This is a genomic window from Proteus sp. CD3 (genome assembly GCF_008808075.1).
In the GTDB taxonomy this organism is placed as follows: domain Bacteria; phylum Pseudomonadota; class Gammaproteobacteria; order Enterobacterales; family Enterobacteriaceae; genus Proteus; species Proteus appendicitidis.
Genome location: NZ_CP019686.1, coordinates 1,820,106 through 1,835,004, shown reverse-complemented (window position 1 = coordinate 1,835,004; position 14,899 = coordinate 1,820,106). Strand labels below are relative to the sequence as shown.

Sequence of the window (14,899 nt, the reverse complement as noted above, 5' to 3'; positions counted from 1 at the left end):
CCTCACTAGAAATTAATAGTGAGGGTTATTTTTTGCATGAAATCTTATTTATATTTCAATTACTGTTTAGTCGGGGCAAATAAACTTAAAATAAAGAGGCAACTCGCCGCTAAAACCACTGAAGGACCAGCAGGCGTGTCATAGAAAGCAGAGAAGGTTAAACCACCAGTAATTGCCAACATACCAACCGCGATTGCAATCAGAGCCATTTGCTCTGGAGAACGAGCAAAACGACGTGCTGTTGCTGCAGGGATGATCAGTAACGAGGTAATGATCAGCGCACCGACAAACTTCATAGCTAAACCAATGGTTAATGCGGTGATCATCATTAGCTTTAAGCGTTCTCGCTGAATATTCACACCATCAACAAATGCCATATCTTGATTAATTGTCATGGAAAGTAGTGGACGCCATGAGCGAATAATCACAAATAAAACAATCACAACACCAATAAAAATGCTGATAACGTCTTGATAGTTTACAGACAGCAAATCACCAAACAGATAAGCCATTAAATCAACACGTACATTCGACATTAAACTAACAACCACAAGCCCTAAAGAAAGCGCACTGTGTGCCATGATCCCTAAAAGAGTATCAACAGAAAGTTGAGGTTTTAACTCTAACCAGACCAATAAAATAGCAAGAAGAAGCGTGACTGCAATAACAGCATAAAAAGGCTCGATGTTAAATAGCAAACCAAAAGCAACACCAAGTAGTGAGGCGTGAGCTAAAGTATCACCAAAATAAGACATACGACGCCAAACGACAAAAGAGCCTAAAGGACCCGCCGCCATTGCTAAGAGCATACCGGCAATCCAACCCGGTAACAGCAACTCAATCATGACGACACTCCTTACTATGCTGGTGATGATGACGATAAATACCCAGTTGCTCAGCACCGCGGCTTCCAAACATGGCAATAAACTCAGGGTGAGAAGACACCACGTCAGGTGTACCCGAACAGCAAATATGACCATTTAAACAGAGGACTTCGTCTGTTTTCGCCATTACAAGATGAAGATCATGAGAAACCATCAAGATGGCACAACCTAATTCATGACGAAGCTGATTAATTAAATCATAAAGTGCTAATTGACCATTCACATCAACACCTTGTGTGGGTTCATCTAAAACTAAAAGTTGAGGTTGATTAAGCAACGCTCTTGCTAACAACACACGTTGAGACTCACCGCCAGAAAGTTTCTGCATAGGCTGATTGATTAATTTAGCCGCATTAACGCGTTCTAAAGCAGGGAGAATATCTTTATCATGAACCCCCGGTTTTAATGTCATAAACCGTTTAACGGTGAGTGGCATGGTGGGATCGAGATAAAGTTTTTGTGGCACATAGCCTACTCTTAGCGCATTTTGACGCTCAACTTTTCCTGAGGTTGGATTTAATAAACCAAGAACTAAACGGATAACCGTAGATTTACCTGCGCCATTAGGGCCAAGTAAAGTAAGAATACGGCCTGCTTTTAGATCAAAAGAGATATCTTTTAAAATTTCTCTTTCACCAAAAGAAACACAAACCGATTTTAAACAAATCAAGTCAGACATAAAATTAGCACTTGCAGAATCATTGAAACGTTATAATATAACATTTCCAATGATGATTCACGAGAATTCTTCCTATGTTACATAAAAACAACAAATTTGCGCATCGTTTTTTATTGAAATCATTTTTAGCGACAGCGATGATAAGCTCATTCAGTGCTTCAGTGCAGGCTGATGTCGTCGTTTCCATTAGACCATTAGGATTTATTGCTGCCGCTATCGCTGATGGAGTCACGCCAACACAGGTTTTATTACCAGATGGGGCATCTCCACACGATTATGCATTAAAACCCTCTGATTTGAAAAAAATCACCTCCGCAGACCTGATGGTATGGGTAGGACCTGATATGGAAGTGTTTTTAGATAAGCCATTAAACAGACTTACTGACAATCATAAGTTGGCTTTAGCGGAAACTGACGAAATAAAGTCGCTTTTATTGAAAGATGATGATGACAATGTGCATAAACATGAGGAAAATCACGAACATCATTCTCATGGTGATTATAATATGCACATCTGGTTATCACCAGAAATTGCGTTGTCGTCTGCAAAACAGATCCACGAAAGGTTAATTACACTCTATCCAGATAAAAAAGAACTTCTGGACGTAAACCTAGGTAAATTCAGCGAACAACTCAAGCAAACTGATAAGAATCTTGTTAATATTCTGTCGCCTGTGAGAAATAAGGGTTATTTTGTCTTTCATGATGCTTATGGCTACTTCGAAAAACATTATAATTTAAAGCCGTTAGGTCATTTTACGATCAACCCTGAAATACAGCCGGGTGCGCAGAAATTACATCAAATACGAACACAGTTGGTTGAGCAAAAAGCAACTTGCATTTTTGCTGAGCCACAATTTAGGCCGACAGTAATAGAAACAGTGGCGAAAGGCACTGGGGTTAAAATGGGTGTATTAGACCCCCTAGGAAGTGGGATTGCTCTAACTCAAGAGAGCTATACAAAATTCCTTACCCAACTAGCTAACCAATATGCGAGCTGCCTGAATGAAACACAATAAGGAATTAAGAACGTGCAGCAGAAGAAATCCATTGCACAGGTATATTTAAGTTTACCGCTCCCACATAAGATCATGCTTGGTTCGTTAACTGCAGCAACACTGGTCGTCGCAATTTGGCGACCAGTGGTTCTTCAAAATGAGCAAGGCCGTGAAGTTCCTGTCAGCATTCAGATGCCTCTTGCCAACCAAGATGAAAATACTGATGACATTATCACTGACAGTAGTGATCAACTGACTGATGAAGGCTTAGTCGGTACAGATGATGACTCCGATACAAGCACTGCCGTTGCACAAGTCCCTCATACCTATATTGTCTCTAGTGGTGATTCATTAAGTTCAATACTGACTCAGTTTGGTATTGATTCTGCTGATATCGCAACTATCTCTAATCAAAATAAAGATCTTAGAAACCTTAAAATTGGGCAGCCTATTAGCTGGGAGCTTGATGATAATGGATTGCTAAAAGAGTTAAGTTGGGGCGTTTCTCGCCGTGAAACCCGTGTTTATACTCGTACAGAAACGGGCTTTAACGAGACAAAAGAGTTTCAAAAAGGTGAGTGGAAAAACAGTGTTACCACAGGCGTTATTCGTGGCAGCTTCTCTGTTAGCGCAACGAATGCAGGTTTAACTAATTCAGAAGCGCGCGCAGTGACCAAAGCATTGCAATGGCAAGTAGACTTTAAAAAACTACAAAGTGGCGATCAATTTGCAGCGCTCTTTTCTCGTGAAGTGCTTGATGGTCGTACAGAGCAAAGTGAACTCATTGGCGTGCGTTTACGCAGCGCGGGTAAAGACTACTATGCTTTCCTTGCTGAAGATGGTCGTTTTTATGATAGTCAAGCTGGTGGATTAGAACGTGGATTTATGCGATTCCCAACGGTGAAGCAGTTTAGAGTTTCCTCTCAATTTAACCCTCGTCGTATTAACCCTGTTACAGGTCGTTTAGCTGCTCATAAAGGTGTCGATTTTGCTATGCCAGTAGGGACTCCTGTATTAGCAACAGGGGATGGTGAAGTTATTGTCGCTAAATACAGTGGTGCAGCAGGTAACTTTATTGCTATTCGCCATGGTAGCCAATACACAACACGTTATATGCACTTACGTCAGTTACTTGTAAAACCGGGACAACGCGTTAAGCGTGGAGATAGAATCGCGTTATCAGGGAATACAGGACGTTCTACGGGGCCTCATTTACACTATGAGCTGTGGATCAACCAACAAGCAGTCAATCCACTAACGGCAACATTGCCTCGTGCTGATGGTTTAACGGGTAAAGATAAACAAGAATATCTTGCTAAAGTAAAAGAGATTAAACCTCAGTTAGTGCTAGCCGATTGACAATAAACACGATTTTAAAGACATAAAAGCGGATGATTGATATCATCCGTTTTTGTTTTAATGTTTTTTACGCCTATTTGGGGTATCAGTTCAGAGAGTTATCTGATGAATAAAGAAAAAGATACAGATAGCAAAGCGGGTTATGTACCCACTTTTCACCGTGCATATTTGCATCCTCGTCATTGGGGAACATGGTTAGGTGCCGGTGTATTAAGCGCATTAGCTTACATGCCCGTAAAATGGCGTGATCCATTTCTTGCTTCTATTGGTCGTTTTGTTGGACGTAAAGCGAAAAGCGCAAGACGTCGTGCAGATATCAACTTGAGATACTGTTTTCCTACATGGAATAAAACACAACGTGAAAATGTACTCGACAGTATGTTTGAAACTGCGCCTCAATCTTTTGTGATGTTAGCAGAGCTTTGCTTAAGAGGTCCTGAGCGTATATTAAAACGTACATCTTGGCAGGGATTGGAAATTATTGAGCGTTTTAAAGCGCAAGGTCGTAATGTTATTTTTATGGTACCTCATGGCTGGGCCGTTGATATCCCAGCAATGCTGTTAGCATCAACAGGTCAGAAGATGGCAGCGATGTTTCACCACCAAAAAGATCCTGTTGCTGATTATTTATGGAATAAAGCACGTCACCATTTTGATGGTCGATTACATTCACGCGAAGCGGGTATTAAGCCTTTTATTTCTTCTGTGCGACAAGGTTACTGGGGCTATTATTTGCCAGATCAAGATCATGGTGCAGAGCATAGCCAATTTGTGGATTTTTTCGGTACCTATAAAGCGACATTACCTGCGATTGGGCGGTTAATGAAAGTATGCCGAGCGGCTATCGTACCGTTGTTCCCAGTGTATTGTCATAAAACACATCAGCTCAGTATTATTGTTCGAGAGCCAATGGATGATATTGAAGATAAAGATGATGCCTACATTGCACGCAGAATGAATGAAGAGTTAGAAGCATTAGTGACACCAACGCCAGAGCAATATACGTGGATCTTAAAATTACTGAAGACACGTAAAGAGGGCGAAATAGAGCCTTACGCTCGTGAAAATATCTTGGACTAGTTTTTACACGAAAATAACTAAATAAAAAACGGGCGCTAAATTCAGCGCCCGTTTTGTTTTGAATATTTATGGCTCAGTATTATTCAACAGTTAGAATTCGGCATGTATTGGTGCTACCGATTGTGCCCATTTGGTCGCCTTGAGTAACTAACACTAAATCACCAGAAACTAAGAAACCTTTATCACGTAAACGACCAATGGCTTCATTAGCAGCGGCAATACCATCAGTGTGAGTACTGCAATAAACTGGGGTTACGCCACGATAAAGTGCGGTCTGATTTAATGTTTTCTCATGACGAGACATTGAGAAAATAGGTAAGCCTGTACTGATACGAGACATCATGCGCGCAGTGCGACCTGATTCAGTCATCGCAATAATCGCATTAACGCCTTTCATATGGTTAGCGGCATACATTGTAGACATCGCAATGGCTTCTTCTACCGAATCAAACACCATATCTAAACGGTGCTTAGAAACATTGGCGGCTGGCATTTTTTCAGCGCCTAAGCAGACCTGTGCCATGGAAGCGACGGTTTCTGCTGGATATTGTCCTGCCGCAGTTTCTGCTGAAAGCATAACGGCATCAGTACCATCTAATACCGCGTTAGCAACGTCCATTACTTCGGCACGCGTTGGCATTGGATTTGTTATCATTGACTCCATCATTTGAGTGGCAGTGATAACGACACGATTAAGCTGACGAGCACGACGAATTAATTTTTTCTGTACGCCAACCAGTTCAGGATCACCAATTTCAACGCCTAAATCACCACGAGCAACCATCACTACATCTGAAGCGAGAATGATTTCATCAATAATTTCATCATTAGCAACCGCTTCAGCGCGTTCTACTTTTGAAACAATTTGGCATTCACAGCCAGCATCACGGGCTAAACGGCGAGCAAGGTTAAGATCTTCGCCCGTTCTTGGGAATGAAACGGCAAGGTAATCAACACCGATTTTTGCAGCCGTAATAATATCTTGCTTATCTTTTTCGGTTAATGCATCAGCAGAGAGACCGCCACCGAGCTTATTAATACCTTTATTGTTAGATAAAGGACCGCCGACAGTCACTTCAGTAAAGACTTTTAAACCATCTACTTTGAGGACTTTTAACTGAACTCGACCATCATCAAGTAGTAAAATATCGCCCGGAACCACATCAGCAGGTAAGCCTTTATAATCAATACCCACTTGATTTTGATTGCCTTCGCCTTTTTCGAGCGCTGCATCAAGTAAGAATTTATCACCGACATTCAGGAAAACTTTTCCGTCTTTAAAGGTAGATACACGGATTTTAGGGCCTTGTAAATCCCCGAGAATAGCAACATGGCGACCTAATCTTGCTGCGATTTCACGCGTGCGATTAGCGCGAGCAAGATGATCTTCCGCAGAACCATGAGAGAAATTTAATCGAACAACATTTGCACCAGCAATAATAATTTTTTCTAAGTTATTATCACGATCTGTTGCTGGGCCTAAGGTGGTAACAATTTTTGTTCTTCTGAGCCGTCTGGACATGTATTACTCCGTTGACCTTGAAAGAAAGGTGTTGGCAATTGGATAAAACAGAAATCAGGTTGTGTTTTATCCAATATGTTAAGTGAAACGCTTCAAGCTAATTGTAACATACACTACTGTTTTCATTATATGCGAGAGTTAGCTCGCAGATATGCTACCATTTTTCAAAAAGTTATCTAGTCAGGGGCACAATTGTAAGTGTGACAATACTAACAGAATAATTAAAAATGGTTACTTATCAAACCGTGAATCACGTAAAGCTTCTTTGACGCGCTTCAAGTTATCTCTGAATTTTGGCCCTCGGCGTAAAATAAATCCTGTTGCGAGAACATCAATAATAGTGAGTTGTGCAAGGCGGGAGATCATTGGCATGTAAATATCAGTATCTTCAGGCACATCAAGCAAGATGGGAAGGGTCGCTTCAGAGGCCAAAAGAGAGCCTGGCGTTGTAATGGCAATAACGGCGGCATCGTTTTCGCGTGCGATTTTGGCAATTTCAACTAAATTTTTAGTGCGCCCTGTATGCGAAATAATAACAACCACATCGCCATCAGTACTATTTATGCAACTCATACGTTGCATAACAACGTCATCAAAATAAGTGACAGGAATATTAAAACGAGAAAACTTATTCATGGCATCGTGGGCAACGGCTGCTGATGCACCTAAACCAAAAAAAGAGATCTTTTTAGCTTGCGTTAAAATATCAACAGCGCGATTAATTGCCGCGATATCAATATTATTTTTAACGTCTTCAAGTCCCGCCATTGCGGATTCAAAAATTTTATTGGTATAAGAAGAGACAGTATCAGAATCATCAATATTACGATTTACATAAGGCGTACCATTGGCAATGCTTTGTGCTAATTGTAATTTGAAATCAGGAAATCCTTTTGTTGCCATACGTCGGCAAAATCGATTAACAGTCGGCTCACTAACATCAGCCGTTTTAGCCATTAAAGCAATACTTGAATGGATAACTGTTTGTGGCGCAGTTAAAACAGCCTCTGCGACTTTTTTTTCTGATTTGCTCAAGATGTCCAGATTAGACTGAACCCTTTCCAATATATTCATTAAATATACAGATCCTTGGCTTTGCCAATTTCAATAAAAGGAGAAATCTATAACGGTTTTATGAAAATATACTACGCAAAGAACAAGGCTTGCAGTGCAAACCATCGGTAAACAGGGCTTTTTTCGTTAAAGTATGACGTGTGTCTAACTTTCAAAGCTGAAAACAAGAAACAAAACTGTTGTAAAGTTACAAGAAAGGATAAAACACTAGGCATAAAATGAAGCATTACAATATGTGTGGTAAGTTAGAGACTAAAATGTGCAAGTGTATTTACTGAATACATCCAAAAGAGTACATTAATACAAAATTCTGTAACAAAATTACAAAATCTCATCATGAGGAGACGTTCTATGGCAGCGATATCGACTGCTCAGGCCTGTGATCTGGTTATCTTCGGTACGAAAGGGGATCTAGCACGCCGTAAGCTCATTCCATCATTATATCAATTGGAAAAAGCAGGATATATTCACCCTGACTCTCGCATTATTGGTGTCGGTCGTGCTGATTGGGATGTTGAGGCATATAAAAATGTCGCTCACGAAGCGTTAAAAACCTTTTTAAAAGAAGAAATTAACCCTGAAATTTGGCAACGTTTAAGTGATCGCTTAGATTTTTGTAATCTTGATGTTAATGAAACCGACCATTTCATTGAGTTATCAAAGCATCTAAAACAAGATAAATTACCAGCTATCTATTACTTTGCTATGCCGCCAAGTACCTTTAGCGCGATGTGTCAGGGACTAGGTCATGCAAAATTAAATAAAGAGCCTAATCGTGTCGTAATGGAAAAACCATTAGGGACAGACTTAGCGTCTTCTGTTTCTATTAACGATAGCGTGGCGAAATACTTTAAAGAGACTCAAATTTATCGTATTGACCACTATTTAGGTAAAGAAACCGTTTTAAACCTATTAGCACTGCGCTTTGCAAACTCACTATTTGTTAACAACTGGGACAATAAAACGATTGATCATGTCCAAATTACGGTTGCAGAAGAAGTGGGCATTGAAGGACGTTGGGGCTACTTTGATCAAGCAGGTCAAATGCGTGATATGGTGCAAAATCACCTATTACAAATCCTGACTATGATTGCGATGTCACCTCCAGCAGATTTAACGGCTGATAGTATCCGTCAAGAAAAAGTGAAAGTGTTACGTTCACTGCGTCGTATTGATAATACGAATATTCGCGAAAAAACAGTTCGTGGACAATATACGGGGGGCTTTGTTCAAGGTAAAAAAGTACCCGGTTATCTTGATGAAGAAGGTGCCAATAAAACCAGCAATACAGAAACATTTGTGGCAATCCGCGCTGATATCGATAACTGGCGTTGGGCAGGTGTTCCGTTCTATTTAAGAACAGGTAAACGTCTACCAAGTAAATGTTCAGAAGTTGTGGTTTATTTTAAAAAGCCGGCACTGAATATTTTCAGTGAGACTTATCAAGAGTTACCACAAAATAAGCTGACTATTCGTTTACAGCCAGATGAAGGTATTGATATCGAAGTGCTAAACAAAGCACCAGGGCTTGATCATAAGCACCGTTTACAAACCACTAAGCTGGACTTGAGTTTCTCTGAAACATTCAATCAAACGCATTTAGCGGATGCTTATGAACGCTTATTGTTAGAAGCTATGCGTGGTATTCAAGCGCTCTTCGTGCGTCGTGACGAAGTAGAAGAAGCATGGAAATGGGTTGATTCAATTATCAATGCATGGGAATGCGATAATGAGTTACCTAAGCCATATCAAGCAGGCACATGGGGACCTGTTGCATCTGTTGCAATGATCACCCGTGATGGTCGTTCTTGGAATGAAATTGAATAATTGATTTTGATTGTCCATTCTAAAAAGAAAACACCCAGTTATGCTGGGTGTTTTTTTGTTCAGAAAATATTTTTAAGCATAATTACTTGCTAATAGATGAATAAAACCCATGCTAAAACGAAATTTGTTTCAATAACTATTCATAAAATCGATAAAGCATGATGTGATGAAAAATTAAAACTTAAACAAAACCAACCAATTAACTAAAAAAATTTGCTCAAAAGCATTGCTTTAAATAATTTGGCGTGATAGAAATATCATGTAACATTTAACCATCTTATATGAGGGTTCGGAGTATATCGTGCGGATGGTCTGTGCGATGAAAGAATAAATAATCATGACTAGCGCCAAAAGCGTCAAAGTTAAACGTTCTACCTATAAGTTATTCCTTTCTGCTATTTTATCCAGCGAACACTACTGGTGTGGCGCATTATAGAAATCTCTCATCTTAATTCCTGAGTTATCAGGAAATGACGTTGCCTTAACGTTCGGCTACTATTGCCGCCAGAAAGACTATCTACATATTCTCTATCTTCTGCGCAAGAAACGTTTCGGCGTATTTCAAATGTGTATGAGAGATGAAAAAATGATTTATTGGATATTTTTAGCATTAGCTATTGTTTGTGAAGTTATCGGTACTTTATCGATGAAGTACGCCAGTGTAAGCGGTGGTTACACCGGTATGATAGTGATGTGGTTAATGATTGCCACTTCCTATATCTTTTTAGCCATCGCCGTTAAAAAAGTGGCATTAGGTGTAGCATATGCACTGTGGGAAGGTATTGGAATTGTCATTATTACGACATTCAGCGTTCTGTGGTTTGGTGAATCACTCTCACCATTAAAATTAGGTGGTCTAGCAATGTTAATTGCAGGGATCACGTTGATAAAATCAGGCACTAAAAAATCGGCTGTTGCTAAGAAAACAACAGATTCGGTAAAAAGTATTGCCGGTAAAGCCAAGCACGTTGCCAGTGCTGTAAAAGGAGCGAATAAGCCAATTCCTGCCAACATTAAGGAGGCTTAATTATGTTAGCTCAATTTGAATGGTGGCATGGTGCGTTTTTGATACTTGCCGTAGCGCTTGAGATTGTCGCCAATATATTCTTAAAAATGTCTAATGGCTTTAGCAGAATGGGCTTAGGAATATTATCACTATTTTGTGTATTAGGTGCCTTTAGTGCACTGGCAATGGCAGTTAAAGGGATAGAGCTTTCGGTTGCTTATGCTCTTTGGGGCGCATTCGGAATCATTGCAACTATCGCTGCTGGTTGGATTTTATTTAATCAGAGACTTAATTATAAAGGATGGGGTGGAATTATATTATTACTGATTGGTATGGTAATGATTAAATTTGCCTAAATCTAATTAACTTAATAAATGAGATATTGATAAAACAAAAAATCTAATTATTACAGCAAATAAGTGACATTAAAAAAGCTGAGTTCTTATGAATTCAGCTTTTTTTATACCAACATAAAAGGTTAATAAATAATACCTATTTACATTGCCGCAATAATTTTAATTTCAACTTTATATTCAGGGTGCATTAATTGCGCTTGTACAGTACAGCGCACTGGTGCGCTACCTTTAGCAACCCATGCATCCCACGCTTTATTCATGCCTTCAAAGTCGGCTTTATCAGCTAAAAAAATGGTTGCATCAAGAATTTTAGTTTTATCAGAACCTACACGTTGTAATAAAACGTCAATTGCCGCTAACGTGTCCGCTGTTTGTTCAATAATATCGCCTGATAAATTTTCTGGCACTGCAGTGTAATAAATTGTGTCGTTATGAATAACGGCTTCAGACCAGCGATCTTCGGGGTCGATACGTTTAATTGTCACTATGAGTTCTCCTTTGTATTAACGGCATAGGTGGTACTTTTGGTAATCCACTGGCATAATTTACGTCTTATTTTATAAAAAGAGTATGCCTGTGTCAGACGATTTTGCAGAAAACGGGATTTTAACCCGAACTATTCCAGGATTTCATCCCCGTGAAGCTCAACGACAAATGGCGAAATCAATAACAGAAACTATTGATAAACAAGGTGTACTTATCGCTGAAGCGGGTACAGGTACCGGAAAAACGTATGCTTATCTTGTGCCTGCGTTGCGTTCAGGTAAAAAAACGATTATCTCAACAGGCTCTAAAGCCTTGCAAGATCAATTATATAGTCGAGATTTACCCACGATCATCGAAGCGATTAATTATGATGGTAATACGGCGTTATTAAAAGGGCGTTCTAACTATCTCTGTTTAGAGCGACTTGATCAGCAAATGCTAAGTGGTGGCGATCTTGAAGCCGAAGTTTTGTCTGATGTAATGTATGTACGCCAATGGTCAACACAGACCGAAGATGGTGATGTGAGTCGTTGTCATAGTGTTGCGGAAGATAGCCGAGTTTGGCCTTTAGTCACTAGCACTAACGATAACTGTTTAGGAAGTGATTGTCCTCGCTATAAAGAGTGTTATGTTTTAAGCGCACGTAAAAAAGCAATGGATGCAGATATAGTGGTGGTTAATCACCATTTATTTATGGCAGATACGGTCGTTAAAGATACCGGTTTTGGTGAGCTAATTCCGGAAGCTGAAATTATGATCTTTGATGAAGCCCATCAAATTCCAGATATCGCCAGCCACTATTTTGGTCAACAGCTTACGAGTAGACAGCTTTTTGATCTCGCCAGAGATATGACCGTCGCTTATCGCACAGAAGTTCGTGATCAAGTTCAGTTGCAAAAAAGTGCTGATAGATTAACGCAAATGGTGATGGATTTTCGCTTAGCGTTAGGTGAGACAGGTTATCGTGGAAATTTACGTGAATTAGTGCAAGGTGGTGAAACAAAACGTTTTCTCACGTTACTGGATGATGCCTTAGAACTGAGCTATGACGTAATGAAACTTTCGTTAGGGCGAAGTCAATTACTCGATAGTGCTTTTGAACGCGCAACTGTTTATCGCAATCGCTTAAAGCGCCTGATTGATACCACAATTCCGGGTTATAGCTACTGGTTTGAAAGTTATGGCCGCCATTTTTTACTGGCGATTACGCCACTTTCTGTTGCAGATAAATTTCGTGAGCTTATCAAATCACATAAAAGCAGTTGGGTGTTTACCTCGGCAACACTTTCTGTCAATGAGCAGATGTCTTATTACACAGATAGATTGGGCTTAGAAAATGCGACAACACTGATTTTAAACAGCCCGTTTGATTATCAACATCAGACACTACTTTGTGTGCCACGCTATTTGCCACCATTAAATCAACCTTATACGGCGAAACGTTTAGCCACTATGCTAACGCCTGTTATTTTAAAGAACCAAGGCCGCTGTTTTTTCCTCTGTACTTCACATGCCATGATGCGGGGACTTGCCGAAGAGTTTAAAGCCAGTTTGCCATTACCCGTATTGATGCAAGGTGAGATGAGCAAAACGCAATTACTGCAAAAATTTGTCTCATCAGGAAATGCACTTTTAGTGGCGACTCAAAGTTTTTGGGAAGGTGTCGATGTGCGTGGCGATACCTTGTCTTGTGTGATTATTGATAAATTACCCTTTACAGCACCTGATGATCCTTTATTAAGAGCGCGTATTGAAGATTGTGAATTGCGCGGTGGGGATGCCTTTAGGGATGTTCAAATTCCTGATGCGGTTATTAGTTTAAAACAAGGTGTCGGGCGATTAATTCGTGATGTACACGATTATGGTGCGATTATAGTTTGTGATGATAGGTTGGTTTCTCGTGCTTATGGCGAAGTTTTTTTAAGCAGTTTGCCGCCATCACCACGAACGCGTTCACTCGAAAAAACAATGACCTTTTTGAGCCAACGCGCACAGCAGAATGAAACACAAGAAATATCGGATTCATAGTAGCGATCGCACAGAATGTGTGTTTATTCTGTTGAACACTATTATGATATTATTCTTTCTCTTTTAATTATCGAATTTGCCGGAGTTATGGCGTGTCACTGCGAATTTTAGCAATTGATACTGCAACCGAATCTTGTTCAGTTGCAGTTTGGAATGAAGGTGTTGTTGCTTCACGTTTTGAAATCTCACCTCGTGAACATACACAAAAGATTTTACCTATGGTGAAAAGCGCCTTAGAAGAAGCAAACATTACATTGCAATCATTAGATGCACTTGCTTTTGGACGAGGCCCAGGAAGTTTTACAGGAGTTCGTATTGGTGTGGGTGTTGCTCAAGGTATTGCGTTAGGTGCTGAGTTACCCATGATTGGTATTTCATCACTTGCCACAATGGCTGAAGGTGTCTTTAGAACAACGGGTATAAAACAAGTTCTCGTGGCCATTGATGCTCGTATGGGTGAAATTTATTGCGCTCAATATCAGCGTAATGATGCAGGTGCTTGGGTAGGGGAAGATACTGAAGCGGTGATGAAACCTGAGCAATTTATTGAAGCATTACAATCAACAACAGGAACATGGGCAATAGCCGGTACAGGCTGGCAAGCTTATCCTGATTTAAAAGAAACGCTACCTTTCACCGTTGTGGAAACTGAAATTACGCTTCCTGCTGCACAAGATATGTTACCTCTTGCTGTAACTGCTTGGCATGAAGGTAAAGCAACTAAAGTTGAAGAGGCTGAACCTGTCTATTTACGTAATGAAGTGACGTGGAAAAAATTGCCCGGTCGTGAATAGATTTGTGAGTATCTATTAGAAATCGAAGAGTAAAGCTATAATAGTACTATAGAGTAACGTCAATAATGACTTGCAATGAGGTGGTTTATGAACAGACAATTAAACTACCGTTTGGTAAGCAAAGCGCTATTTTTATCTGGTGCTTTGTTTCTGGCGGGATGCGTCTCTATACCTGAATCAATAAAAGGTACATCGGCAACACCTGTTACTGATTTAAATGGCGTTTTTGTTGCACCGGAGCTTTATATTGGTCAAGAAGGGCGTTTTGGTGGACGTGTGATTGATGTTAAAAATCTTCAATCGTCAACACAGCTAGAAATTGCTGTTATGCCTCTTTCTCAATACGATGCTGCGCCCGAATTGCAACAACCTTCTGTTGGGCGTCTCTATGCTAATGTTATGCACTTCTTAGATCCTACTGATTATAAAAATCAGTATGTCACTGTTGTTGGTACCATTAAAGGTGTTGAATCTGGCAAAGTTGGTGAGGCTCGCTACCCATTTTTGCGTATTGATGTGACGGGTATGAAACGTTGGACACTGACACAACAAGTTATTATGCCAGCACCTGTTATGATGTGGGGATATTATGGAGATGGCCCATATTGGGGTTATCACCATGGATATGGCGGTTATGGTGGATATCCATATGGAACTGGTCAGGTTGTGCCCATTTTAGAATAAAAAATGGGTATTTAATTACATGACGATATAATATTTTATCTCCATTTGTATGAAACGGTGTATAATCAACGCCTATAATATATTAGGTAACTATCTAATAGAGTTATTAAAGTTGAATAAAA

Annotated in this window: 14 protein-coding genes; 9 read left to right on the top strand and 5 right to left on the bottom strand. The window is 40.0% G+C overall.

The annotated features are described in order from the left end of the window. Positions 1-59: 59 nt before the first annotated feature. Entirely contained in the window at positions 60-845 is a 786-nt protein-coding gene (gene znuB, locus BTA34_RS08360; RefSeq protein WP_075671069.1) for a zinc ABC transporter permease subunit ZnuB, read from the bottom strand. Beyond that, positions 838-1,563 carry a zinc ABC transporter ATP-binding protein ZnuC gene (gene znuC, locus BTA34_RS08355; protein ID WP_151435258.1) on the bottom strand — a complete coding sequence of 242 codons (726 nt, stop codon included), beginning with the start codon at positions 1,561-1,563 and terminating at the stop codon, positions 838-840. The genes znuB and znuC overlap by 8 nt, the downstream gene beginning before the upstream one ends. Before the next feature lie 74 nt (positions 1,564-1,637). On the opposite strand from znuC, the gene znuA reads away from it, so the two are divergent. From znuA to lpxM, 3 genes are all read left to right on the top strand, one after another. Then, the gene (znuA, locus tag BTA34_RS08350) at positions 1,638-2,582 is read left to right on the top strand and encodes a zinc ABC transporter substrate-binding protein ZnuA (RefSeq protein WP_151435257.1); all 945 of its coding nucleotides are present in this window, start codon (positions 1,638-1,640) and stop codon (positions 2,580-2,582) included. A gap of 12 nt (positions 2,583-2,594) precedes the next feature. Next, positions 2,595-3,920, top strand: coding sequence for a murein DD-endopeptidase MepM (gene mepM, locus BTA34_RS08345; RefSeq protein WP_151435256.1), 1,326 nt, complete (start codon positions 2,595-2,597; stop codon positions 3,918-3,920). A gap of 105 nt (positions 3,921-4,025) precedes the next feature. Next, positions 4,026-5,000, top strand: coding sequence for a lauroyl-Kdo(2)-lipid IV(A) myristoyltransferase (gene lpxM, locus BTA34_RS08340; protein WP_151435255.1), 975 nt, complete (start codon positions 4,026-4,028; stop codon positions 4,998-5,000). A 79-nt stretch (positions 5,001-5,079) separates the two neighbouring features. Here the strand turns inward: lpxM and pyk are convergent, their stop codons facing one another. Then, positions 5,080-6,522, bottom strand: coding sequence for a pyruvate kinase (gene pyk / locus BTA34_RS08335; RefSeq protein WP_109397575.1), 1,443 nt, complete (start codon positions 6,520-6,522; stop codon positions 5,080-5,082). A gap of 231 nt (positions 6,523-6,753) precedes the next feature. Next, positions 6,754-7,596 carry a MurR/RpiR family transcriptional regulator gene (locus BTA34_RS08330; RefSeq protein ID WP_151435254.1) on the bottom strand — a complete coding sequence of 281 codons (843 nt, stop codon included), beginning with the start codon at positions 7,594-7,596 and terminating at the stop codon, positions 6,754-6,756. 351 nt (positions 7,597-7,947) lie between these two features. On the opposite strand from BTA34_RS08330, the gene zwf reads away from it, so the two are divergent. From zwf to mdtI, 3 genes are all read left to right on the top strand, one after another. Beyond that, complete coding sequence (gene zwf / locus BTA34_RS08325) at positions 7,948-9,423, top strand: glucose-6-phosphate dehydrogenase (RefSeq protein ID WP_088495462.1); 1,476 nt, start codon at positions 7,948-7,950, stop codon at positions 9,421-9,423. A gap of 586 nt (positions 9,424-10,009) precedes the next feature. Continuing rightward, positions 10,010-10,450 carry a multidrug/spermidine efflux SMR transporter subunit MdtJ gene (mdtJ, locus tag BTA34_RS08320; RefSeq protein WP_072068468.1) on the top strand — a complete coding sequence of 147 codons (441 nt, stop codon included), beginning with the start codon at positions 10,010-10,012 and terminating at the stop codon, positions 10,448-10,450. Between the two features lie 2 nt (positions 10,451-10,452). Beyond that, positions 10,453-10,785 (top strand): multidrug/spermidine efflux SMR transporter subunit MdtI, encoded by a 333-nt coding sequence (gene mdtI, locus BTA34_RS08315; protein ID WP_151435253.1) that lies wholly within the window; start codon positions 10,453-10,455, stop codon positions 10,783-10,785. A gap of 140 nt (positions 10,786-10,925) precedes the next feature. Here the strand turns inward: mdtI and BTA34_RS08310 are convergent, their stop codons facing one another. Then, positions 10,926-11,270 carry a RidA family protein gene (locus tag BTA34_RS08310; protein WP_098942664.1) on the bottom strand — a complete coding sequence of 115 codons (345 nt, stop codon included), beginning with the start codon at positions 11,268-11,270 and terminating at the stop codon, positions 10,926-10,928. A gap of 85 nt (positions 11,271-11,355) precedes the next feature. On the opposite strand from BTA34_RS08310, the gene BTA34_RS08305 reads away from it, so the two are divergent. The 3 genes from BTA34_RS08305 to BTA34_RS08295 all read left to right on the top strand — a co-directional run bounded on the left by BTA34_RS08305 (position 11,356) and on the right by BTA34_RS08295 (position 14,777). Then, the gene (locus BTA34_RS08305; protein WP_151435252.1) at positions 11,356-13,299 is read left to right on the top strand and encodes an ATP-dependent DNA helicase; all 1,944 of its coding nucleotides are present in this window, start codon (positions 11,356-11,358) and stop codon (positions 13,297-13,299) included. A gap of 92 nt (positions 13,300-13,391) precedes the next feature. Further along, positions 13,392-14,093 (top strand): tRNA (adenosine(37)-N6)-threonylcarbamoyltransferase complex dimerization subunit type 1 TsaB, encoded by a 702-nt coding sequence (gene tsaB, locus BTA34_RS08300; protein ID WP_151435251.1) that lies wholly within the window; start codon positions 13,392-13,394, stop codon positions 14,091-14,093. Positions 14,094-14,180: 87 nt separating this feature from the next. After that, positions 14,181-14,777 (top strand): Slp family lipoprotein, encoded by a 597-nt coding sequence (locus BTA34_RS08295; RefSeq protein ID WP_151435250.1) that lies wholly within the window; start codon positions 14,181-14,183, stop codon positions 14,775-14,777. Positions 14,778-14,899 lie beyond the last annotated feature (122 nt).